The 24,028-nt window shown below is 41.8% G+C and carries 24 protein-coding genes and 1 tRNA gene; 14 read left to right on the top strand and 11 right to left on the bottom strand.

Annotated features, from left to right (window positions below; all coding sequences use genetic code 11):
* Nucleotides 1-12: 12 nt before the first annotated feature.
* Nucleotides 13-528 (bottom strand): GNAT family N-acetyltransferase, encoded by a 516-nt coding sequence (locus BacF7301_RS22950; protein WP_167966487.1) that lies wholly within the window; start codon nt 526-528, stop codon nt 13-15.
* Nucleotides 529-685: 157 nt separating this feature from the next.
* Here BacF7301_RS22950 and BacF7301_RS22945 point away from each other — a divergent pair, with 157 nt between their 5' ends.
* Both BacF7301_RS22945 and BacF7301_RS22940 read left to right on the top strand, forming a co-directional pair.
* A complete protein-coding gene (locus BacF7301_RS22945; RefSeq protein ID WP_167966485.1) occupies nt 686-1,339 on the top strand; it encodes a hypothetical protein in 654 nt (217 codons plus the stop codon).
* A gap of 75 nt (nt 1,340-1,414) precedes the next feature.
* A complete protein-coding gene (locus tag BacF7301_RS22940; RefSeq protein ID WP_167966483.1) occupies nt 1,415-2,293 on the top strand; it encodes a DMT family transporter in 879 nt (292 codons plus the stop codon).
* A 60-nt stretch (nt 2,294-2,353) separates the two neighbouring features.
* Here the strand turns inward: BacF7301_RS22940 and BacF7301_RS22935 are convergent.
* A tRNA-Thr gene (locus BacF7301_RS22935) sits at nt 2,354-2,427 on the bottom strand.
* A gap of 102 nt (nt 2,428-2,529) precedes the next feature.
* On the opposite strand from BacF7301_RS22935, the gene BacF7301_RS22930 reads away from it, so the two are divergent.
* Nucleotides 2,530-3,132, top strand: a complete 603-nt coding sequence (locus tag BacF7301_RS22930) for a TlpA family protein disulfide reductase (RefSeq protein ID WP_167966481.1) — start codon at nt 2,530-2,532, stop codon at nt 3,130-3,132.
* Nucleotides 3,133-3,263: 131 nt separating this feature from the next.
* Here BacF7301_RS22930 and BacF7301_RS22925 read toward each other — a convergent pair whose 3' ends face one another.
* Entirely contained in the window at nt 3,264-3,995 is a 732-nt protein-coding gene (locus BacF7301_RS22925) for a class I SAM-dependent methyltransferase (protein ID WP_167966479.1), read from the bottom strand.
* A 98-nt stretch (nt 3,996-4,093) separates the two neighbouring features.
* Here BacF7301_RS22925 and BacF7301_RS22920 point away from each other — a divergent pair, with 98 nt between their 5' ends.
* A complete protein-coding gene (locus BacF7301_RS22920) occupies nt 4,094-4,279 on the top strand; it encodes a hypothetical protein (RefSeq protein ID WP_167966478.1) in 186 nt (61 codons plus the stop codon).
* A 110-nt stretch (nt 4,280-4,389) separates the two neighbouring features.
* Nucleotides 4,390-4,764: a DUF3592 domain-containing protein gene (locus BacF7301_RS22915; RefSeq protein WP_167966477.1), complete on the top strand. Its 375-nt coding sequence runs from the start codon at nt 4,390-4,392 to the stop codon at nt 4,762-4,764.
* 104 nt (nt 4,765-4,868) lie between these two features.
* On the opposite strand, the gene BacF7301_RS22910 is transcribed toward BacF7301_RS22915, so the two are convergent.
* The 6 genes from BacF7301_RS22910 to BacF7301_RS22885 form a co-directional block, all read right to left on the bottom strand.
* The gene (locus BacF7301_RS22910; RefSeq protein ID WP_167966476.1) at nt 4,869-5,246 is read right to left on the bottom strand and encodes a VOC family protein; all 378 of its coding nucleotides are present in this window, start codon (nt 5,244-5,246) and stop codon (nt 4,869-4,871) included.
* 14 nt (nt 5,247-5,260) lie between these two features.
* Nucleotides 5,261-6,406 carry a DUF4468 domain-containing protein gene (locus tag BacF7301_RS22905; RefSeq protein ID WP_167966475.1) on the bottom strand — a complete coding sequence of 382 codons (1,146 nt, stop codon included), beginning with the start codon at nt 6,404-6,406 and terminating at the stop codon, nt 5,261-5,263.
* 13 nt (nt 6,407-6,419) lie between these two features.
* Nucleotides 6,420-7,151, bottom strand: coding sequence for an MBL fold metallo-hydrolase (locus BacF7301_RS22900; RefSeq protein WP_167966474.1), 732 nt, complete (start codon nt 7,149-7,151; stop codon nt 6,420-6,422).
* A 67-nt stretch (nt 7,152-7,218) separates the two neighbouring features.
* Nucleotides 7,219-7,863 carry a pyridoxamine 5'-phosphate oxidase gene (gene pdxH / locus BacF7301_RS22895; RefSeq protein ID WP_167966473.1) on the bottom strand — a complete coding sequence of 215 codons (645 nt, stop codon included), beginning with the start codon at nt 7,861-7,863 and terminating at the stop codon, nt 7,219-7,221.
* 31 nt (nt 7,864-7,894) lie between these two features.
* A complete protein-coding gene (locus BacF7301_RS22890) occupies nt 7,895-8,599 on the bottom strand; it encodes a pirin family protein (protein WP_167966472.1) in 705 nt (234 codons plus the stop codon).
* 60 nt (nt 8,600-8,659) lie between these two features.
* Complete coding sequence (locus BacF7301_RS22885; RefSeq protein WP_167967288.1) at nt 8,660-9,661, bottom strand: 2-hydroxyacid dehydrogenase; 1,002 nt, start codon at nt 9,659-9,661, stop codon at nt 8,660-8,662.
* A gap of 211 nt (nt 9,662-9,872) precedes the next feature.
* Between BacF7301_RS22885 and BacF7301_RS22880 the strand changes: the two genes are divergently transcribed.
* A complete protein-coding gene (locus tag BacF7301_RS22880; RefSeq protein WP_167966471.1) occupies nt 9,873-11,234 on the top strand; it encodes an OmpP1/FadL family transporter in 1,362 nt (453 codons plus the stop codon).
* An 86-nt stretch (nt 11,235-11,320) separates the two neighbouring features.
* On the opposite strand, the gene BacF7301_RS22875 is transcribed toward BacF7301_RS22880, so the two are convergent.
* A complete protein-coding gene (locus BacF7301_RS22875) occupies nt 11,321-12,610 on the bottom strand; it encodes a DcaP family trimeric outer membrane transporter (RefSeq protein ID WP_167966469.1) in 1,290 nt (429 codons plus the stop codon).
* Nucleotides 12,611-12,773: 163 nt separating this feature from the next.
* On the opposite strand from BacF7301_RS22875, the gene BacF7301_RS22870 reads away from it, so the two are divergent.
* The 5 genes from BacF7301_RS22870 to queF all read left to right on the top strand — a co-directional run bounded on the left by BacF7301_RS22870 (nt 12,774) and on the right by queF (nt 16,512).
* On the top strand, nt 12,774-13,280 hold the full coding sequence (locus BacF7301_RS22870; protein WP_167966467.1) for an RNA polymerase sigma factor: 507 nt from the start codon (nt 12,774-12,776) through the stop codon (nt 13,278-13,280).
* Nucleotides 13,281-13,538: 258 nt separating this feature from the next.
* Entirely contained in the window at nt 13,539-13,940 is a 402-nt protein-coding gene (locus tag BacF7301_RS22865) for a hypothetical protein (RefSeq protein WP_167966465.1), read from the top strand.
* 186 nt (nt 13,941-14,126) lie between these two features.
* Nucleotides 14,127-14,807, top strand: a complete 681-nt coding sequence (locus tag BacF7301_RS22860) for a queuosine precursor transporter (protein WP_167966463.1) — start codon at nt 14,127-14,129, stop codon at nt 14,805-14,807.
* A gap of 8 nt (nt 14,808-14,815) precedes the next feature.
* A complete protein-coding gene (gene queC, locus BacF7301_RS22855; protein WP_167966461.1) occupies nt 14,816-15,475 on the top strand; it encodes a 7-cyano-7-deazaguanine synthase QueC in 660 nt (219 codons plus the stop codon).
* Between the two features lie 581 nt (nt 15,476-16,056).
* Nucleotides 16,057-16,512: a preQ(1) synthase gene (gene queF / locus BacF7301_RS22850; protein WP_167966459.1), complete on the top strand. Its 456-nt coding sequence runs from the start codon at nt 16,057-16,059 to the stop codon at nt 16,510-16,512.
* Between the two features lie 31 nt (nt 16,513-16,543).
* On the opposite strand, the gene BacF7301_RS22845 is transcribed toward queF, so the two are convergent.
* On the bottom strand, nt 16,544-17,113 hold the full coding sequence (locus BacF7301_RS22845; RefSeq protein WP_167966457.1) for an RNA polymerase sigma-70 factor: 570 nt from the start codon (nt 17,111-17,113) through the stop codon (nt 16,544-16,546).
* A gap of 142 nt (nt 17,114-17,255) precedes the next feature.
* Between BacF7301_RS22845 and BacF7301_RS22840 the strand changes: the two genes are divergently transcribed.
* The 3 genes from BacF7301_RS22840 to BacF7301_RS22830 all read left to right on the top strand — a co-directional run bounded on the left by BacF7301_RS22840 (nt 17,256) and on the right by BacF7301_RS22830 (nt 24,020).
* Nucleotides 17,256-18,278, top strand: a complete 1,023-nt coding sequence (locus tag BacF7301_RS22840) for a FecR family protein (protein WP_245208286.1) — start codon at nt 17,256-17,258, stop codon at nt 18,276-18,278.
* A gap of 176 nt (nt 18,279-18,454) precedes the next feature.
* On the top strand, nt 18,455-21,988 hold the full coding sequence (locus BacF7301_RS22835; RefSeq protein WP_167966455.1) for a TonB-dependent receptor: 3,534 nt from the start codon (nt 18,455-18,457) through the stop codon (nt 21,986-21,988).
* 10 nt (nt 21,989-21,998) lie between these two features.
* The gene (locus BacF7301_RS22830; protein ID WP_167966453.1) at nt 21,999-24,020 is read left to right on the top strand and encodes a RagB/SusD family nutrient uptake outer membrane protein; all 2,022 of its coding nucleotides are present in this window, start codon (nt 21,999-22,001) and stop codon (nt 24,018-24,020) included.
* Nucleotides 24,021-24,028 lie beyond the last annotated feature (8 nt).

Raw genomic sequence — 24,028 nt, 5'->3', positions numbered from 1 at the left:
CTATTGTTTTTTTTAATCATAAGTTATTGTTTTCCTATAATCCCCGTCACTTTTCTTTGTGAATCCATTTTTTAATAATGCTTTTATTGAGATTATATTTTCCTCAGAAGGGTCTGCGGATATTTCTTTGCCGCCGATTTGAATAATTTTTTCTTCCAGCAGTTGAATGATTCTTTTGCCAATACCCTTATTCAAATATTCCTCCTCACCAATCAGATAGCCGATCTCATACGTGTGATTTTTTTCTGTAATGTCTCCATACAATTCTTTGAAGTCATGTTCTTCTTCCTCTAAGTCTTTTAAATAAAAACAATCGGTATAGAGACAGTATCCAATTTCCCTGTCGTTGTAGTAAACAATGAAGTGTTTTAAGAAACTATATTTTCCATTTCTTTCATTTATTTCGTTTAGCCAGTCTTCTTTTTCTCCAAACCATTTTTTGATATATTCCTTGTCCAGCCATTTATCAAATAATGGTATGTCTTTGTCTATTAGAGGCTTTAATTCAATTCTGCTCTTATTTATCATAAACTCATTTTAAGTTGTTCATTCGCTTTTAGTAAATTCGGATTTTCCTGTAAAAATACTAAATAATTTTAGGCTTTTCCCTATTGACGATTATAGAATTCACCGGTTAAGTATGATTTTCCTGTGTTACTTTTGTAGTAAACCAAAAGAAAACATTATGAAAAAGATTTTATTCATTCTATTTGTTGCACAGTTTGTTTTAGCTCCTTATATGACAAAGAGCTATGGTGCAAGGGCTATCGAGGAGAATCACGAATATTCGATGGGTGATCAGGGAAAGAGGACAGTCAAGAAAGACATCTTCGGGAATACCATTATTGAAGACGATAAAGGTAATAGAGAGACGATTAAAAAGGACATCTTGGGAAATCTTATCATAGAGGATGATAAAGGCAACCGCAAGACTGTAAGAGAAGATATTTTAGGGAATATCACAATCGAAGATAATAAGGGTAATAGAAAAACTATTCGGGAAGATATCTTGGGAAATCTTACTGTTGAGGATAATAAAGGTAACCGCAAGACTGTAAGAGAAGATATTTTAGGGAATATTATAATCGAGGACAATAATGGTTATAGAAAAACTGTTCGGGAAGATATTTTGGGAAATACTATTATTGAAGACAATAACGGTAATCGGAAGACAGTGAAGGAAGATATCTTCGGGAATACCATAATTGAGGATAATAAGGGTAATAGGACAACTTTTAAGAAAGATATTTTTGGTAACCAAATAATAGAAGATAGCAAGGGAAATAGGAAGGTCATTAAAAAAGATATCTTCGGAAATACAATTATTGAAAAGTATTAAAGTATGTGACTGGGGATGTCTGATTCTTTCGCTATCTTTGTATCGAAATATATCGGAAATTAGTTGAATGCATCCATGAATCGTATAAAAGGCATACTTTATGCGGCAGTATCCTCCTCCACTTTTGGGCTTGCTCCGTTCTTTTCTATCACTCTGTTGTTAGCTGGTTTTTCAGCATTTGAGGTGCTTTCCTATCGTTGGGGAGTGGCGTCGGTTGTGTTGACGGCATTTGGTTTATTTTCAGGGTGTAGTTTCCGGTTGTCAAAGAAAGACTTCGGAGTTGTCTTTTTATTAAGTCTGTTGCGGGCGGTAACCTCATTCAGTTTGATTATTGCCTATCAGAACATTGCCAGTGGTGTGGCGTCCACGATTCATTTTATGTATCCGTTGGCAGTTGCTTTGGCAATGATGTTTTTCTTTCAGGAAAAGAAGTCGCTTTGGGTAATGTTCGCTGTTCTTATGTCTTTGCTGGGAGCGGCTTTACTTTCATTGGGAGAGCTGGATGCAAAAAACGGTAATACGATGATTGGCTTAGTGGCGGCTTGTGTCTCTGTTTTTTCATATGCAGGATATATTATTGGAGTACGGACAACGCGGGCTGTGCAAATAAACTCTACGGCGCTGACTTGTTACGTCATGGGCTTTGGAACTGTTTTTTACCTTATAGGAGCTTTTTGTACTTCCGGGCTCCAGTTAGTGTCAGATGGATATACTTGGCTGATAATTTTAGGGCTTGCTTTGCCGGCAACTGCTATTTCTAATATAACCTTGGTGCAGGCAATCAAATATGCAGGACCTACATTAACCTCAATTTTGGGAGCTATGGAACCATTGACAGCAGTTGTAATAGGAGTTTTAGTTTTCAAAGAGCTTTTTACGGCGAATAGCGCGATTGGGATTCTTTTGATTTTGATAGCTGTCAGCGTAGTCGTATTCCGTAGGCAGAAGTCTTGAGCATAAGGATTAAATAAAAAAAGCTGTTTATCATATCGATAAACAGCTTTTTTATTAGTGAGCCTCTTGTCGGATTCGAACCAACGACCCCGAGATTACAAATCACGTGCTCTGGCCAACTGAGCTAAAGAGGCGTTATTTTCTTTTGCGGGTGCAAAGGTATGAATTTATTCTAAAAATGCAAATACGTCACGCACTTTTTTTATATTTGCAGTCTCACTAATGATTATAAGAAGATGAAAAAGAGAATTATGAATGTGTGTGGAATGGCATTTTTAGCCATAAGTATATTGGCGTGTTCCGGTCAGAAGAAAGGAACGGCGAGTGCTGAAACTACAACGGATAGCATGAAAGTGGCTTCGGAGGCATTGACCGCCGAAGCGGATAGTACAGGATATATCGTTCGGGTAGGAGAGACGGCTCCCGATTTTACGATAACTTTGACCGATGGCAAGCAGGTAAGTTTATCTTCTCTTCGGGGTAAAGTTGTGATGTTGCAGTTTACAGCGAGTTGGTGTGGTGTATGTCGGAAAGAAATGCCATTTATTGAAAAAGATATTTGGCTGAAGCATAAAGGCAATGCTGATTTTGCGTTGATTGGCATTGACCGTGACGAACCGCTTGATAAAGTACTTGCTTTTGCCAAATCTACAGGAGTCACTTACCCGTTGGGATTGGATCCGGCAGCTGATATTTTCGCAAAATATGCCCTGCGCGAATCCGGCATAACGAGAAATGTATTGATAGATAAAGAAGGTAAAATCGTAAAATTGACTCGTTTGTATAATGAGGAAGAGTTTGCTTCCCTTGTGCAGATGATTAATGAAATGCTAAAATAAAACAAATACTTTTTGGTGAATTATAGCATGCAGAAAATAGTGACGCTATCCCGACAAGATAGCGTCACTATTTGGGCTATATGGCGACACTATCCGGAGTACATACCGTCACTATATTAATCTTGGATTATTCAGGCGAGACTGAGCTTTGCCAAATAATCATAATGTTTACCTTCTTTTACCAGTTCGACTTTGAACCCACATTCGGACGCATATAAGCTAAGTGTCTGGAAATCTATATATAACCAATCGAACGTATCCCCTTTCACATCCTTATATTGCATCTGAAAATCAACTTCTCCGTAATAATCTCCGGCCAAATCAATGACTATGCTGCCGTCCTCTTCTTCGAAAAGATAACGAAGGTCGCTGGAGTCCATCAATATGCATCCGCCGGGGCGAAGGATGCGTTTCATACGTTGAAAGAAATCGGGCATATTGCTTAACTTTCCGATAACTCCCGAACCATTCATCAGCATCAGGATAGAATCGAACGTATCAGTAAATGTTTCATCAAAGAGATTGACGAGACGGGCGTCATTGACTCCCCGTTGTTTCATGACCTCGACAGATAGCGGAGAAATATCAATGGCACATACCTCTTTCCCCATTTCCTGAAGTGCCAATGCATGGCAACCACTTCCTGCACCCACGTCTAATATCCGTCCTGTCGCCATTTGCAGAGCGGTACGTTCCAGCGCAGGCATGGATTGGATATTGCGGAACAGTTCCTTGACGGGGATTTCATCTTCTTCGAATTGAGAAGAAAATACTCGTAAGCGGTCGGCTCTGCGATGATTGAAATAATCAGAAATAGCGGCTCCCATCGGGTCCTTTTCTGCAGAAAGAATTGTTGTTGCCATTGACGGTTATATATTGTTTTAGTCGGCAAAGATAAATAAATCCGTAGAAAAGGATTATCTTTGCCGTTGGAAATGTGAATATTAATAATGTATATTATATGAGTATAGAAGAAGCAATGATGGGTGGAATCGTCTTTAAAGGTAAGAAAGATAAGCCCAAAGAAGAGGAAAAAGTGAAAACGAAAGCGAAGAAAGCAACCTATATTCGTGGACAACACGGTTCGGGAGCAGCAAAGATGAAAGCGGATATCCGTAAAAAAAGAGCAAATCGACATAAGAAATAAATATCGTGATAATCAATATTATTATTTGTGTAGCGGCAATTATACTACTATTAAAGGGAATTTCCCTGGTGTTAAGAACGATGATGGTCTGGATGATGTTTGTTGATATAATGAAGAATAGCAGAACAAAGATGCATGGAAGGGTTGTGGAGGTACAGACTAAGACTTATAGTAGCGATGATGGTGATATTACTGCGAATTATCCCATAGTGGAGTATAAATCGGATGAAGAGAAAGAAATGCATCGTCGAATAGCCACATATGATTTTATCGTGGAAACGGCTGATTATTCTCATAAGTTATATTCTCAAAAGACACCTCACGTAGGAGATAAGGTAACAGTTATATGCAACCCGAAGACTCCGGACAAAATCTTGGCATTTTCCACTATGCCTCTTACAAGATTATTATGTAAACTGTTTGCTCCCGGATGTATCTATGTGGCAGCAAGTATCTTAGGCGTCTGTTATGTATTTATTAAATGATTGATAAGAGAGTAAAGCACTCTCTTCTGAAATAAATTACCCCTGTCACACATAGCTGTAACAGGGGTAATCTTATTAATTGGAGGATTTTAACACACTTTCAATTACTTCTGTGGAAGTATCTCAATCCAATAGTCGTCCGGGTCATTGATGAAATAAAGCCCCATAGCAGTATTTTCAAAACATACACAATTCATTTCTTTGTGATAAGCCCTGACTGCATCATAATCACCGGCTACACGAAAACAGAGATGGCTTTCATTCTCGCCCAGTTCATACGGAGCGGTATGCTCTTTCAGACAAGTCAATTCCAGGAGAAAACCCGTTTCGTTGTCTGTCAGATAAACTAATGTGAACGAACCGTCGGAAGCTTCTTTCCGGTGATGTTCTTTCAAACCGAGCGCTTTCTCATAGAAAGCAATGCTACGTTCCAGATTTGTTACATTGATATTGAAATGGTCAAACTTACTTTTTATTTCCATTGTTGCAATCTTCCTTATTTTTTCATTAAGAGCTTCACAATCTCACCGACATATGTGCGGGGTTGTCCGGCTTGCGGAGCGGTTTGTGAAGGCAGTTTCTTACATTCGATAACAGCCGACGGAGTTGTTTGGTTCGGAGCGTAGAGTTTCAGAGTATAACTATCCGCTTTTTCTATGGCATCGTAAGACTGCTCAGGTGAAAGCGTGCAGTAAGCCACAGCCTTGCCCGACTGATAACCCAGTGCGCCACCGGCATTTGCAGTCATATTTGTCATGTTGAACTCATCCTTTCCGATGCTGATAACCAATTTTCCGCTTCCCATCAACGCATATACTTCACCCGGAATCTGCTTCAAATTAACCTCAGTATAACCCGGCATATCTGCTGAAGCCTTGCCTACAGGAGTAGCAGGAGTAAGAGTTGCGGCAGGAACGGTCTTCTGAGCAGGTTCGGCAGTTGTCACTTTAATATCAGTCTTCGCATCTGTACCGCCAATAACAATCGGACCTGCGGCTGCAACGATTGACGGAGCTTTTTGCTCTTCTTCCTTCTTCTTTTTCTCTGCTCTCGGGCGAGTATCCGGTGCTCCGAAAGCTACGGCTACATCCATAAATATATCATCTGCGAAATCTACCGTTTTTCTACGCCATTTAGCCAATCCGCGCACCAGTTTAGTCTTCGCTTTGTTAAGCGCATATTTGTCGGTAATCCATTCTTCCGCTTTATATTTTTCGGTATCGCGGTAGGTGAAACGTATCTTTTCCAGTTCTACCAGGCAATTTCCAGGTTTGCAAGTCACTGTAATCTGGTAATTGACTAATGTGCGGTCCAAAGACAACGCACTGGAACTGAATACAATCCATTCTTCTCCCACGCCGGCAATCGTACCTTTGGCTTCGTCGGAAAAAACGATGCGGCTGTCGACGTTTTTATTTTCTTTCAGGCGTTCGTCCATCCACTTCATTATCGTATCGTAGATTTGTGCCTGGCTCATTCCGGGAATCTGGAATTCCTTGGAGAATACTACTTTACCATCCACTTCGGGAACAGCCCCAGCAAGATACCTGGTATCGTCTTTTTTGTCTTTTGCAGAATCTGCCTTCATTGCCATCGGCAATGCGAGGAACAGGGTAAGAAACAGAATCGTAAATTTATTCATAATTATAATGTGTTTATTTGGTAATTTCAAAACTTTCGCCCCGACGGGTGATGCTGATAAAACGGCATCCTGCATCTTCGGCAAAATTTTGGAGCGCGTTGCCGCCTTCATAATCTTCACTGAAGTGCATGGGCACAAATATAGTAGTTTTTATTTGTTCGATGAACTGTTTTGCCCCTTTCATGTAATCTTTTCCCATTCTCTGATCTACCGGAAACAGTACTAAATCAATGTTTGGCGCTTTTTCTTTTAAATATTTAACTTCTGCAAGGAAATCACCGTTGGCTTTTCGTATCTCAGCTTCGGTGGATTCTTCACTCCAGTGCCAGTTGTTCAAGTCTCCGGCATGGAAGATACTCCAACCTTGCAGATGAATCAGGAACGAACTGCCGACATCCGTAGAGCCGAACGCATCAATGCGGATTGTGTCATCTTCGTACGTTTCTCCTTTTTTAATATAGAAAGCATCTTCGGCTTTAGTGCGATGTGATTTCAGAATATCTTTGGAGAAAACATACTGAATGTCGGGACGTTGTTCTTTCCACGTCAATATATCACGGTTGAAGTGGTCGGGATGAAAGTGGGTAGCCAATACGTACAGTTTACCCGGCCTTTGCAGGAGATAATCATGTACGATTCCCCGGTTATGTTCGGATTCGGAAGAATCTTTGTAGTAATCAATGATAACAGTCACGCCTTCCGCTTCGATGGCGAAACCGCTGTGATAGATATAATCCAGTGTCATAAGCTGAATGTTTTATAGTTGCAATATTACGTATTCTAGTTGGAGTTGCCAAGAAAAATCGACGAAATCAGGGAGCAAGGCGACTGATTTCCCATTCACCATCCGGTTGCAGGGTGTATAAGAAGCGGTCGTGCAGACGGTTGGGGCGTCCCTGCCAGAACTCGATTCTTGTAGGCGTAACTGCATATCCGCCCCAGTTGGCAGGTCTTTCTACATTTTTCCCTAACCACCGGGCTGCTTCTCTGACAAAAGCACGCATCAACTGCATCCTGCTTTTGATAGGCTGACTTTGCGGGGAGATTCGTGCGCCGATTCTGCTTTTGTAAGGACGTATACGGAAATATTCGTCCGATTCTGCCGGTTCAACTTTGGCTGCCGTTCCTTCTATATGCACTTGTCTTTCGAGCGCATGCCACACAAAAGAAAGGGAGATATACGGATTTTGTGCCAATTGCTTTCCTTTACGGCTTTCGTAATTCGTGTAAAAGATAAACTTCCCGTCATGAAGCCCTTTCAGTAGCACGGTACGCGTGGACGGTTTTCCTTCGGGGGACACAGTGCCCACAATGACAGCGGTCGGTTCGTCTACTTCTGCGTCAATCGCTTCTTGCAGCCAGCGGCTGAAAAGCGAAAGCGGGTCGCCGGGAAGTTCATTTTCCCGCAACCCGCTTTTGGTATATTCCTGTCGGATATCAGCTAGATTTGTTCTCATCTACAAACTGTAACTTCTAATTAATAATTTCTCACATCGGTACTTCTATCAATAGAATATGTGAGTCCTTCAATGTTTCCAGTTCAAAACTGTTGGTTTCGTAAATACCCATTCCGTCACGACGTTTCATCACTTCGCCTTCTACTACAATTTCCCCTTCAATAAGGAATATATATACACCTGCATGACTTTGGTGCATGTGGTATCCCAACTTCTTTCCGGCTTCTACCTTGCCGATAGAGAACCAAGTGTCTTGCAAAAGGGAAGCGGGCGTACTGCCGTCGGGCGATACGATTACCGCCAACTCATTCGGACGTTCCAGTTCGGTGATATTGAAGTCCTGATAAACGGGACGCGTATTCCGTTCTCTCGGCATAATCCATATTTGCAGAAATTCCACTGGTTCTACGGGACTTGCATTCATTTCGCTATGGAAGATTCCTGTTCCGGCACTCATCGTCTGGATTTCCCCGACAGTGATAATCCGGCTGTTCTTCTTGCTGTCTCCATGTTGCAGATGACCTTTCAAGGGAATTGAAACGATTTCCATATTCTTATGCGGATGCGTCTGGAACCCTTCTCCGGGTGCAACTTTATCGTCATTCAGTACGCGGAGAGCACCGAAGTTGATACGGTCGGAATCGAAATATTCATCGAAACTGAAAGTATGGTGACTATCCAGCCAATCGTATTGGGAATGTCCTCTTGTATCTGCCTTATGTATAACTTTCTTCATAATTATCTCCTTTTTCTTGTTGATTATATATCATGTAAACAAAGCAATAGATTAAAAGTTTTATCTCTTCACTTCATTTAGCAGAGGTTTGTGATTGATAAAATCTTTTATGTTTTGCAAGGTTGTCAAGGCGATATTCTCCATCGCTTCGCGTGTGAAGAATGCCTGATGGGAGGTGACAATCACATTATTGAACGAGAGCAGGCGGGCAAGCACATCATCGTCGATGATGCGGTCGGACTGGTCTTCGTAGAAGTACTCGCTTTCTTCTTCATATACGTCCAGACCAGCGGAACCGATTTTCTTATTCTTTAACCCTTCAATCAGTGCATTGGTATGAATCAACTGTCCGCGACCGGTATTGATAATCATTACTCCGTCTTTCATCTTACCGATAGAGTAGTCATTGATAAGGTATTTCGTTTCTTCAGTGAGCGGGCAGTGTAGGGAGATAATATCCGAACTATGATATAATTCGTCCAGTGAAGTATAAACAATCTGCTCTTCCCGTGCGAAGTTATAATCAGGGTAGAGGTCATATGCCAGCACGTTCATACCAAACCCTCTTAGGATATGAATCAAAATTTTCGCTATTTTTCCTGTGCCGATGATACCTGCCGTCTTTCCGTGCATATCAAATCCCATCAAGCCATGAAGGGAGAAATTGCCGTCCTTAGTACGCCAGGAAGCACGTGGAATTTTACGATTCAACGATAGCATAAGAGCCACCGTGTATTCGGCAACCGCATAGGGGGAGTAAGCAGGAACGCGTACTACGGTGATTCCGGCAGCGGCAGCCGCATTCAAATCCACATTGTTGAATCCCGCACATCGTAGTGCCAGCAGTTTTACTCCATTCGCTGCCATGACACGGATTACTTCTGTGTCGGCAACATCATTAACAAAGATACATACGGCATCTACGCCTTGCGTCAGTAGTACATTGTTCTTATTCAGATGTCCTTTATAATAGCGTATCTCAAATCCGAACTCTTTGTTTTTATCATTGAAAGAAGACTCGTCATAAGGCTTTGTGCCAAAAAATGCAATAGTATAGCCCATCATATTATTCTATAATTTGTTATACTATAAAAACGTAAAAACAGGTGGATTTGTTTACTCTCCGTATGATGATAAATCTAGATTGTTTCATTAGAAACAGTTTGTTTTTTCAATTAAAATAGGCGGATAAATGAAAATAAGTGCACAAACATATCTCCCGTGTGCAATAATGTTGTATCTTTGCGCCCGAAATAATTTAAAAAAGATTTAGATGAGAAAAATTTCCTTGATTGGATTTGTAATGCTAATCGTTTCAATTCCAACTTTTGCCGGAGGTCTTCTGACAAATACTAATCAACACGCTGCTTTTCTTCGTATGTTATCTCGTGGTGCCACTATCGAAATTGATGGTGCCCTGTCCAATCCGGCCGGTTTGGCATTTTTGCCGAATGACGGTTTTCATGTGGGATTGAGTATTCAGAGTGCTTTTCAGACGAGAAATATTGATGCTAGCTTTATGACATATAGTGGTCTTGATGGTGCAACTCCTACCGTTTCCGATTTTAATAAGTATTATAAAGGTAAAGCTGCTGCGCCGATTATTCCCAGTGTATTTGCAGCTTATAAAAAAGGTGATTGGACCATTTCTGGTTTTTTTGCTATCACTGGTGGAGGTGGAAAGGCTTCGTTTGATGACGGTCTGCCTATGTTCGAGTCATTGGCTATGGCGGGTATTTTTCAAACTAGTGTAGAAAATTATAAAAAAACGCAAGGGCAAAGTCCGATTGTGACTCCCAATATGTACGATATTAACAGTGCGATGGATGGTAAACAATATATCTACTCCGTACAATTAGGCTTGTCTTACAAAATCAATGACTGGCTTTCTGTATTTGGTGGTGGCCGTATGAACTATTTTTCAGGTGGCTATGAAGGTTATTTGGATGCTAAATTGAAAGAAAGTTATGGCGGCAAGGATTTAATGAATTTGGCATTGGATTGCGATCAAACCGGCTGGGGATTGACTCCGGTTATCGGTGTGGATGCCAAGTTCGGTAAATTTAATTTTGGTGCTAAATATGAGTTCAAGACGAACTTGAATATAGAAAACAATACGAAAAAAAATACAGAAGAGAATGGTGCGTTAGCTGCTTTCAAACATGGTGTGAATACTCCTAATGATATTCCTTCTATGCTTTCGGTTGCTGCTGCCTATGAGATTTTGCCGGTATTACGTGCATCTGTAGAATATCACTTCTATGATGACAAGAAAGCGGGAATGGCTGGTGATAAACAGAAGTTTCTGACTAAGGGTACTAATGAATATTTAATGGGTATTGAGTGGGATGTAATCAAGCAATTGACATTGAGTTGTGGCGGACAGATCACTGACTACGGATTATCTGACGATTTCCAAAGTGATACAAGTTTCTCTTGTGACTCTTATACATTGGGTGTTGGAGCGAAAGTGAAATTGAGTGAAAGAGCAGCTTTGAATGTCGGATATATGTGGACTACTTATGAAGATTATACAAAAACTTCAAAGAACTATAATGGTACAGGGTTGCCCGGTACTAATGTATATAGCCGTACCAACAAAGTGTTTGGTGTGAGCTTGGATTATAGATTCTGATTTCATAATCCAATCTTTATATATAAGAAGCCGTCTCAAACATTGGGTTGAGGCGGCTTTTTAATTCTATATCAATTTATATTAGTTTAGAAAGAATACTGTACCAACATATTCAGCCGATTGGCGTGACGGGTTGAAGAACTGAAATCACTGCGCCATCCTCTCAAATATTCGACACCCACTTGTAGGTTACTGCTTACATTCCAAAAAGCATTAGCTACAAGATACTGTCCTTTACGATAAGATTCCGGGTTTTCACTTGGATACCCATTTTCTGAATAAAGTCTGGATAAACTATACGTACCCGATACAAAGAAATTCGGGCAAAAATTATATTGTAATCCGGCATACCATCCCAACATCGGAAGCACCTGCATCTTTCCTGCATCATCGGGATCGGGAACAATGTCCACATTCAGATTACTTAAATCATTCAGGTAAGAACCGATACCCTTACCATAGTTGAACTGTCCGTAAGCCTGCAACTTCTTTGTGATATTGAAAGTTGTGGATGCTTGCAGACCGAATCCGGTTGTAGAATATGCCTTGTCATATACATTACTTGAATAAGTCATACTGCGCACGATAGCACCTAGTTTGATATGACTGTTACTGTTCCAGTTGTATTGTGCGGAAGCAGCGAAGTCCGGCATCCGTTGGGTATTGATAGAAACATCACTGTTAGCCGTGCCGTCTACCGAAGGCATCTCCATGGCTACACCGAATTTCCAGTTTTTCAACTTATCGCACATATAGCTTAATTGCGTGGTGCGGTAAAAGGCTGAACCGTTAGGACCTGCAAAATCGATAGTAGGCGGAAGAGCGGAAAGATCCATGAACGAACCATAACTGTATCCGATGGTGAAACCGAGGAATTGGGCATACGCATTTTGCAGTTCAAAAGTCTTTCCGTCACCGCGGAAGTTACCGGCGGTGTAAACCACGAAGTCGCCGAGATGTTTCGTGCGTCCTACCAATTTAAGGAATAGGGTAGAAGTAGTGATATCCATCTGAAATTGATTCTTGGCAAAATTTCCTTTTCCCGGTTGGGGAATCAATGCCGGATAGAAATCCACGTCGTCAACAATCCCGTTAAAGTCATACTCCGCCGTTGCACGGACATATCCGCCGATGCCTAAAGCAAATTTTCCTTTTTGGTCGGTGAGCAGAAAGCGGGGAGCGTTCGGATCATGGAAACGCATCTGTGAACGGTCATTCATGATGCGGATAATTTCATCTCCTGCCTTATCCCGGGAGACGAACATGATAGAATTAGGTTCTTCATCTTCGATGACTACCTTCTTTTGTGCATTAGCACAGAGGGGGAAAATTCCCATCCCCAGTAGCATAGCTACCATTTTAAAACTTGTTTTCATTATCAGTTAAGTTTTAGGTGAATGCCCAATGAACAACTAAAAAAAGAAATGGTTGAAAAGCCCAAAGGAAAAATTGCCAAACTAATCGGAAGAATTGCTATTTATATTCATTCTAAAAAAGCGGATCTTTGTACCGTACTAATCAGATAAAAGAAATACGACGATGGGAAAAGTAGAATTTACACAAGGAATATTAGACATACAGCCGGATTTGCATCGCTTTGCATACAAGTTGACGGCAGACCGTGATTCAGCCAATGATTTAGTTCAAGACTGTGTATTGCAGGCATTGGATAATCATGAGAAGTTTACGTACAGTAAGAATCTGAAAGGGTGGATGTACACACTCATGCGCAATATTTTCGTGAACAACTATCGCCGTTCGGTTCGTGAAATGAATGTGATAGATGATACTTATTCTATCAACCAACAGTATTTGATTGAAGATGAAGATGCCGATAGATTTGAATTTACTTATGATATGAAGCAACTATATCGTGTGATACATTCGATACCGGAAGAAATGAAAGTACCCTTCCAGATGTTTGTCGCCGGATTTAAATATAGAGAAATTGCCGATAAATTAGGATTGCCGATGGGGACGGTGAAGAGCCGTTTATTTTTCATCCGCAAGCGGTTGAAAGAGGAATTGAAAGATTTCTCATCCTGACGCATACTCCTGATTGATTGAGTGATGTGTTTTAAGGTCAAAGTTGAAAGCCTTCCTATCAAGAATATAATGCTGATGGGAAGGCTTATGCATATGAAACAGAATGTTAGTTGATGCAAAGAATGTTTCTGAACATACTCTCTAAAATAAGAATTAATCGTTGTTCTTTTTTGGGGTTAATTTTGTATATTTGGCATAGGAAGTCTGTGAGATAGCTTTTTGCTTAAAGACGTTTTGAAAATTTAATTTGTGTATGGTATGGAGTATTCAGGTAAAAAACTGCCGGTCGGTTTTATATATATGTTAAATAAAAAGGACATGGTGGAGATTGAAAGCATTATAGGTTATTCTATTGATTCTGTATATTTGGATGGAACATCCTACAGCGAGACGAAGATGGCAAAATATGCTTTTGACAAAAGTAAGAATACGCATTTCTCTGTTGTTTATATCAACTATATAAAAGAAGAAGAAGGTCTGAGAATAAAAGTGGAACTATATGGAATTAGAAAATCTCATTTTTTGAATGAATCATCATTACTATCTCAAAAAGAAAAAGTAAAGTCTGAAACCATCGAACATATTAGGAGAGCTGTTCTTGCGTATAAGAATCATGTTTTAGATTCTAATTATGTGTTTGTTTCGTTATATTTAGAATAGCGAAAAGAGTTTGTCTCTTGATATGTAGATTTAGAATAGCTCTAGGTTTAAGTATTTACTTTATATACATCTCTTTTTGCCTTCTCACTTTTTTATTCTATCTTTGCAGCCCGAAAGAATAAAAAGACATTTGATGCCGTGAATAGCGGTCGTGTATTCTAGAACACCACGTAAAAAACAGGAATTATGAAAGAGAAAGTATCTGTACCTTTTATGCTGCTCGGCATTCTTTTTAATGTATGCCTTATCGCAGCCAATCTTCTTGAAACGAAAGTAATCCAAATCGGTAGCCTGACCGTGACCGCCGGATTATTGGTTTTTCCTATTTCTTATATTATCAATGATTGTATCGCCGAAGTTTGGGGGTTCAAGAAAGCGCGCCTTATCATTTGGAGCGGTTTTGCGATGAACTTCTTTGTTGTAGCCCTCGGACTGATAGCAGTTGCCATTCCGGCTGCTCCTTTTTGGGAAGGAGAGGAACATTTTGATTTTGTATTCGGTATGGCTCCCCGCATTGTGGCTGCCAGTCTGATGGCATTCTTGGTCGGTTCGTTCCTCAATGCATATGTGATGAGTAAGATGAAAGTAGCCAGCCAGGGGCGTAACTTTTCCGCCCGTGCCATTTGGTCGACTGTTGTAGGGGAGACGGCAGATTCATTGATTTTCTTTCCGGTAGCTTTTGGCGGGATTATTGCCTGGAAAGAACTGCTCATAATGATGGGAATCCAAATCGTACTGAAATCCATGTATGAAGTGATGATTCTTCCGGTGACTATCCGTGTGGTAAAAGCCATCAAGAAAATAGACGGTAGCGATGTCTACGATACCGATATCTCCTACAACGTACTGAAAGTCAAAGATATTTAAGATAGATAATGAATAGAGAAGCAGCATTAGTTGTGTTCAGTGGCGGACAGGATTCCACCACTTGCCTGTATTGGGCGAAACGCAACTTTAAAAAAGTATATGCCCTGAGTTTCCTGTATGGTCAGAAACATCAGAAAGAAGTGGAACTGGCACGGGAAATAGCCCGTAAGGCGGAAGTGGAATTTGATGTGATGGATGTATCCTTCATCGGACAACTGGGACGTAACTCCCTGACCGACGCTACAATGGTGATGGACCAAGAGAAACCGGCAGATAGTGCTCCCAATACATTTGTTCCGGGACGCAACCTGTTCTTTCTAAGTATTGCGGCAGTATATGCCCGCGAACGCGGTATCAATCACTTGATAACAGGAGTTTCACAAACAGATTTCAGCGGTTACCCCGATTGCCGCGATGCATTTATAAAGTCCCTCAATGTAACATTGAACCTGGCTATGGATGAACAATTTGTGATTCATACCCCTCTGATGTGGATTGATAAAGCGGAAACATGGGCTTTGGCAGACGAATTGGGAGTATTGGAGCTGGTTCGCACCGAGACTTTGACATGCTATAATGGTGTTCAGGGAGATGGTTGCGGGCATTGTCCGGCTTGTACGCTGCGTCGGGAAGGACTGGAAAAGTATTTAAAAAGTAAGAATCAATAATATCTCTACATAGAGATAAAAAATGCATTTTTTGCTGTCACCTGTCACACTTTAGTTGTTAACCATTTGAATGTAAGATGAATAGACTGTGACAGCAAGTGGTGACAGCAACTAAACCAGACATTTTTCCGTCACATCTACTGTCACCGGTAAGTTCTAATGAATAGAATGGTCGTAGCTTCTGTTCGGAACGTATTGGCTCAATTTAGTTTCAACGGCTTGAAACTGTTGTTTCATCGGTGAGAAACTAAAGTTTCAACGGTAGGAAACTAAAGTTTCTATTGCTTGAAACTATCAGTTCCAAGGCTTGAAACTCTTTGTTTCAAGTAATGAAACCATTTGTTTCAAGGCATGAAACACTTTGTTTGACCACATGTAACGTTTCGTAACAAGCAAGGCGGGGACAAAGCAGCCGTGGGGGGAGAATTGATGGTGATAGGTGATAGATACGGTGATAGGTTGTAAAATGAATCATTCACCACTCAAATGCTTATAAATAAGGTATTTGAGTCTGGCCGGTGATAGGTGAAAGAGGAAATGCGTTTTTTGTATAATGTAGAGGTGGTAGTAAACGAGTACAAATGACAGAATTAAAAGACCAACTTTCCTTATTAGGAAGAAAGACCGAGTATAAGCAAGATTATGCTCCTGAAGTATTGGAAGCCTTTGATAACAAGCATCCTCAGAATGACTATTGGGTACGTTTCAACTGCCCTGAATTTACAAGTCTGTGTCCCATCACCGGGCAGCCGGACTTTGCAGAGATACGTATCAGCTATATTCCGGATATAAAAATGGTAGAAAGCAAGAGCTTGAAACTCTATCTTTTCAGCTTCCGTAATCATGGTGCTTTCCATGAGGATTGCGTGAATATCATCATGAAAGACCTCATCAAACTTATGAATCCCAAATACATCGAAGTAACAGGAATCTTTACCCCCCGTGGCGGTATCTCTATCTATCCGTATGCCAATTACGGTCGTCCGGGGACAAAATTCGAACAGGTGGCTGAACATCGGTTGATGAACCGGGAATAGAACCGCAGGTCTGTTTACCAAGAAAGATATTTTAGATTAGAAAAGCTAAAATTATCGGCTGAAGGTCAGAAAGGCTTTTGCGGAGTAGTTTGGTAGCCTGCTGTATGCGATAGGCGACAGTTTTGGGCGAAACTCCTAACTTCTCTGCAATCTCTTTGTGGCTCATCTTCGTAAAGCGGTGTTGAATAAACGTTTCGCGATAGGAAGCGGGTAATTCATCGATGGCTTCTTTTATTCTTTTGGTAAGCTCCATGAGTTGATACGTATCTACGTTCTGTATCATGCTCTCCATCTCTTCGTAGAAATTAGTATCAGCAGTGTACTTCAACTGCTTTTGTTTTATACAATTTAACGATCTCCGATACACCGATTTAAGCAAATATCTACCTAATGATGTATCTATCAGGAGCGTTTCCCGATGTTCCCATAACCATAAAATAGCGTCACCGGCAATTTCTTTTGCATCTTCGTAGTCGACAAAACGCCTTCCGTATGCGCACAATATAGGGTAGTATTCTTTAAAAATACGGTCGAAAGCAGTTATTTCTCCATTCTGTAGAGACGCTAGTAATTGTTGCTCATCTATCTGCGTGTTTTTCATATGGTGCAATGATACTATAATTATTCGAAAGAATAGAAAGTATAAACGGTAATTAACCATATTGTTTATAATAGTTAAAGATGAAATAAACCTTAGTATTTTTTTTCTCCCGCTTGTCTCTTCAATGAAAACAAGTAGAAACATGAAAATGGAAGAAATAAACATAGAAGATTTGCTTATCAGATATTATGATGGCGAAGCAACGGCAGACGAGGTGCAGGAGATAGAAGCGTGGATAGAGGTGTCGGACGAGAACAGGCAGAGAGCAGCAGAAGTGTACACGTTGCTTCTTGCGGTCGATACCAAGAACACTATTGACGCTATGGACATGGAAAAAGAACTGTCGACGGTAAAGATGAAGATGAAAACGGCCGGACACCCGGTTGCCTGGTGGAAATGGATGCAGCGTGCCGCAGCAGTCATGTTCATACCGATGGCTATTACTATTCTCTTGTTGCTGAATCAATCCGGCCCCGCTTCTTCTGTCTACGTCCAAATGCTTGAAGTAGAGACTCAGCCGGGCGTGGTCACTTCTTTCAGGCTGCCGGACAGTACGCTGGTATATTTGAACTCGGCTTCCACGTTGCGCTACCCTTCCATTTTCACCGGTGATACCCGTGAGGTAAGTCTGAGCGGCGAAGCCTATTTTGATGTGACGAAAGATCCCGACCATAGATTCATAGTCTCTACTTCCCAAAATTCAAAAGTAGAAGTTCTGGGTACACGCTTTAACCTGGAAGTGTTCGACGATATGGAAGATGTGGTAACGACATTGGTAGAAGGCAAGGTAGAATTCAAATACCATAAAGCGGGCAGTGAACAGAAGATGACAATGAAGCCGGGACAGAAAACGGTTTATAACAAGAAGAGTGGAGAGATACAGGTAAAGACCACCAGTGGAGAATCGGAATTGTCCTGGAAAGATATGAAAGTGATTTTCGACCGTACCTTTTTGAAGGATGCATTGCACATGCTGGAAAAGCGGTATAATGTAGAGTTTATAGTGAAAACCGCCAAATATGACAAATATACATTCACCGGAACATTTACGGATCAGTATGTAGATGAAATATTGGAGAACTTTAAGATATCGTCACGTATCCGTTGGCGGAACGTCGAGAAAGAAGACCGAAATCAAGGAAAGAGGCTAATAGAGATATATTAGAAACCTTTATGTTTAACTAATTAAATTTGATACAATTATGAATTACTACAAACCCCCTTAAACAAAAAAAAGACATACAGGCACGATGCTCCAACATCAGCCTGTATGTGAAAGCCTTTAAACTGTTTGCACGCAAACAGAGTAAATTATTTCTTAACTTTAATTCATGCAAAGATATGAAGAAAAACAACTATGTCCAACAATTATGGGTGGATAATCCCGTTTTTGCCCTTTGGAGAAAAATTCCTTTATCTATGAGACTATTATTTGCATTTTGTTTTTGTTTCGTTGGACTCTTATGCGCTAACGATAGCTATGCCCAACGTACTATGATTAATGTGAAAGCACAAAACCTGACTGTAAAAGAGGTGCTCTCCCAAATTGAAGCACAATCTGATTTTAGTTTTTTCTACAATGACAGCCATGTTGACTTGAATCGCCGGGTATCGGTATTAACTGAGCGTAACAATATATTTAACATCTTAAATGAGGTATTCAAGAATACCAACGTCAAATACGTCGTTCATAACAAGAAGATTATACTGTCTACCGAAATTCCCGAAGTATCTTCCGTAAAACAGACCACCGTACAGATAAAGGGAAAAGTATCGGATATGTTCGGCGATCCGGTCATCGGTGCCACGGTCATGGAAGACGGCACTCAGAATGGTACAATCACAGACCTGGACGGAAATTTCATTCTGAACGTTGCGTCATCCAATGCGACAGTCACAGTTTCTTATGTGGGCTATATTTCGCAGACCGCAAAGGTGCATACGGGAAAACCTCTCTTGATAACCTTGAAAGAAGATACCAAATCACTCGACGAGATTGTAGTCGTAGGTTTTGGTACACAGAAAAAGGTAAACCTTACCGGTTCGGTATCTACGGTAAATGCCGAGGATTTATTGTCGCGTCCGGTTTCCAACGTAAGCCAGGCTTTGCAGGGGTTGGTGCCGGGAATGAACTTCTCTTATGCTTCCGACGGCAATGGCGGTGAAATCGGTGCGGACATGAAAGTCAATATTCGTGGAGCAGGTACGATTGGCGACGGTTCCAATGCTTCTCCGTTGATTTTGATAGACGGCATGGAAGGAAATATGAATATGCTGAATCCGAATGATATTGAAAGCATATCTGTGCTGAAGGATGCGGCAGCTTCCTCTATCTACGGTTCGCGCGCGCCGTTCGGTGTGGTGCTGATTACGACTAAGAAAGGAAAAGCGGGAAAAGTGAATGTGAATTATAATAATAGTTTCCGTTGGTCGGAGGCTATCAATCTTCCGGAAGTGGCGGATTCCTACACTTATGCCAAGTACTTCAATAAAATGCAGTTGAATGATGGCAAAACGGCGGTGCAGTTTGATGACACCCGTCTTCAGGCCATCAAGGACTATGCGTCGGGAGTGATTACCACTACCACCCAGCCTAATAGAAATACCCCTACCATTTGGGACTGGATAGGCAATACGGACACAGACTGGTATGATGTAGTCTTCGGGGGAACTGCGTTCTCGCAAGAACATTCTCTCAGTGTGAGTGGCGGAACGGAAAAAATCCAGTATTATTTTTCGGGCAACTACATGGGGCAGGAAGGAATGGTGGCTATCCGTCGGGATAAGTTGCAACGTTATTCGGTGACGAGCAAAATTAATGCGCAGCTTTATCCTTGGTTAAGCATGAACTACAACATGAAGTACATGAGAAAAGACTATACCAAGCCCACGGCAATGACTGACAATACCCTTTATCACAATATAGCCAAACGATGGCCGCTGGAGCCGACAGTAGACCCTAACGGTTACCCGATGGGGAATACCATCATCCGGCCTATTCTTTACGGTGGCGACAGTGATTCGCAGACCGACTGGCTGTATCAGCAATTCCAAGTGGTGATAGAACCGATCAAAGACTGGAAAATCTTTGGAGAAATCAATTATAAGGTGGTAGATGCTTTCTCGCATACCGATTATCTGAAGGTGCCGCAGATGAACGTAGCCGGCGAACCCTATTCCGGCGACACATGGAAAACATCAAAGGTCACCGAAGGTGCCGAACGTACCAATTATTTCAACGCTAATGTCTACAGTGAATATAGCCGGACGTTTGTTGAGGCGCATCATCTGAAAGCGATGGTCGGCTTTCAGGCGGAAACGAATAAATGGCGGCAGTTGCAGGCGTCAAAGCTGGACTTGATTTCAGAGTCAGTACCTAACATTAATGCCGCTACGGGAGAGTCTACGATTGATAAGTCCAAACTGAATCATTGGGCGACAGCCGGATTTTTCGGCCGGCTTAATTATGACTATAAAGAACGCTACCTGTTTGAGATGAATCTCCGTTATGACGGAACTTCTCGTTTTGCAAGAGATAAACGCTGGAACCTGTTCCCGTCTTTCTCTGCCGGATGGAACGTGGCACGCGAGGCTTTTATGGAACCTTGCAGCAACATCATCAATACGTTGAAGATTCGCGGTTCATGGGGTGAATTAGGAAACCAGAATACGGAAAACCTTTATCCGTATATCCAGTTGATGAAGTTTATTGCCCAAGACCCTGACTCCCATTGGTTGATTAATGACGCACGTCCCAACACAGCGAATGCGCCCGATTTGATTTCTGCATTGCTCGGCTGGGAAACCATGCGGTCATGGAATATCGGTTTTGACCTCGGAATGTTGAACAACCGCCTGACGGTAAGTTTCGACTGGTTCAACCGGAAGACTATTAATATGGTGGGACCGGCTCCCGAACTTCCCGTTACTTTAGGTGCGAATGTTCCCAAAATGAATAATGCGGATATGCAGTCTACCGGTTTTGAACTGGATTTGGGATGGAGAGACAACATCCGGGATTTTAATTACGGAGTGCACCTGCTGCTTTCGGACGACCGTCAGAAAATCTTGAAATATCCCAATACGACCGGCAAAATAGATACGTGGTACGTAGGCAAATATAATGGTGATATATGGGGATTCGAAACAATCGGCATTGCCAAGAGCCAGGAAGAAATGGACGCGCATCTCGCTTCACTGCCCGAAGGCGGTCAGGATGCGATGGGCAGCAAATGGGGAGCAGGTGACATCATGTATCGTGATTTGAACGGTGACGGCAAAATTTCCGAAGGAGCCACTCTTGATGACCCGGGCGATAAAAAAATTATTGGTAATAGCTCTCCGCGACTCAAGTTCGGTTTGGACTTGAACGCATCCTGGAAAGGTTTCGACGTACGCTTATTCTTCCAGGGAGTGGCAAAACGTGACGCATGGTTGAACGATAATATGTTCTGGGGAGCTACAGGTGGTATATGGTCATCAGCTTGTTTTACTTCCCATCTTGATTTCTTCCGCGAAGAAGCGGATGATTTCTGGAGTGCTAACAAGGATGCTTATTTCCCGCGTATATTGGTCGACAATTACGCCAAGAACCAGAAAGTGCAAACCGGCTACCTTCAGAATGCCGCCTATGTACGCTTGAAGAATTTGCAGATTGGATATACCATCCCTGCTCATATCACCCGGAAAATAGGTGTTTCCAATCTGAGAGTCTTTTTCTCAGGAGAGAATCTGTTCACCCTGACAGGCTTGCCCGACGGATTTGATCCGGAAACGATTAATACCGGATACGGAGCGAAGGATGGTTCGAGCAAGTCAGGAAAGACTTATCCGCTGTCTCGTACTTTCTCTACAGGATTTAGTGTTAACTTTTAATTGACGACGTATGAAAAAGATATTTCAATATTTATTTTTGCTGACGGGGGGAAGCCTTATATTCTCTTCTTGCAACGATTTTTTGGATAGGGAACCTTTGGATAGCGTAACCCCGGACAACTTTTTCTTTACTGAAAATGACTTGGCCGCTTATGCCGTAAAGCATTACAACTTCACTACCCACAGCGGATTCAATGCCGGAATTTGGAAAAATGATAACGCGACTGATAATCAGGCTGCCACTGACTATGATAACAAGTGGATTCCCGGTCAATGGAAGGTGAAAGAGGCTTTTGATAATCCTGCATCGAACGACCCGTGGCATTTTGCTGCTATTCGTGAAGCGAATTATTTCCTCGAAACGGTAGTACCGCGTTTTGAGAAAGGGGAAATAGAGGGTACGGAAGCAAACATCAAGCATTATATCGGTGAAATGTATTTCTTGCGTGCCAAGAACTACTTGTCGAAACTGGAGGCTTTCGGTGACTTCCCGATTATAAAGACTACATTGCCGGACGAAGCCGAGCCTTTGACGGCGGCTAGCAAACGGGAACCCCGCTATAAAGTGGCACGCTTTATTTTGGAAGACTTGGACCGGGCTATCGGCTTGCTTACCAATAACATATCCGGAGGCAAGAACCGTATCACAAAAAATGCCGCCCTGTTATTGAAATCGAGAGCTGCTTTGCTGGAAGCTTCCTGGCTGACTTATCACAGAGGTACGGCTTTAGTTCCCGGTGGACCGGGATGGCCGGGAAAGGCGGAAGATCTTGAGGGCTTCAATATTGACACGGAAATTGCATTTTTTCTGAAAGAGGCTAAAGCGGCAGCCAAAGAAGTGATTGGCAACGCGGCTTTGGTACAGAATACGGCAAAAGATTGCATGGATGAAACAGTTAAAACAGACGATGATAAATATAAAATGAGCAACCCCTATTTTGCTCAATTCTCAGCAAATAGTTTGGAAGGATATTCGGAGATATTGTTGTGGCGCTCTTATAATCTGCTGGAATATAAGGTGGTACATTCGGCTCCTGCCTATATCCGTTTTGGAGGAAATACAGGTTTTACCCGTCAGTTTGTTGAGAGCTTTCTCTGCCGTGACGGTAAGCCGATTTATGCGACCAGCCAGTACAAAGGTGACGAGTCTTTATTGGATGTCCGCAAAAACAGGGATTTGCGTTTGCAATTGTTTATGATGACACCAAGTGAAACTCTTAGTCCTATTATAATGAATGGTGCTCCTGATTTGCTTCCGGATGTTCCGCAACTTCTGGAAATAAACGAGAAGAGGTGTGTAACGGGCTATCAGGTTCGTAAAGGGCTCTCCGATAATTGGTATCGGGATGGTAATACGGCGATTGAAGGTTGTCCGGTATATCGTGTGGCTGAGGCTTATCTCAATTATATTGAGGCAGACTGCATAGAGCATAATGGAACGTCCATTGGTTCGGAAGCTGCGGGCTATTGGGGTGATCTTCGTGAAAGAGCAGGATTGCCGAGAGATTATACTGTGACGGTGGATAATACCGATCTCGCCCGGGAACTAGATTGGGCGGTATATTCGGGTGGCAAACAAGTTTCTCCATTATTATATAATATCCGTCGTGAACGGCGTTGCGAATTGGTGGCTGAAGGCTTGCGAATGATGGATTTGAAACGCTGGAGAGCATTGGATAAGGTACAGCACTTTGTGATTGAGGGAGTTAACCTGTGGGAATCCGACTTGAAGGATAAGTACATGAAGGACGGAAAGAATCTTTTGGTACAGGAGGGAACGGAAGGACAGACGTCCAATGTGTCGAGCTATGCCAATAGCGGCAAGTATCTATGCCCTTACCGTGCAGTGAAAACAAACAATCTTATGTATGACGCCGGATATTCATGGTGTGAAGCACATTATCTGAATCCTATTGCTATCACGCACTTCAGAATTACCGCTTCCAATCCCAATGATTTGAGTACTTCTATTATTTATCAGAATCCGGGATGGCCTACGGTAGCCAACGAAGGACCGCTTGGGATAAAATAAAGAATGTT

The sequence above is a fragment of the Bacteroides faecium genome (assembly GCF_012113595.1).
Taxonomy (GTDB): Bacteria; Bacteroidota; Bacteroidia; order Bacteroidales; family Bacteroidaceae; genus Bacteroides; species Bacteroides faecium.
Note: the sequence above shows the minus strand (reverse complement) of the source record. Positions and strands in the feature narration are given on the sequence as shown.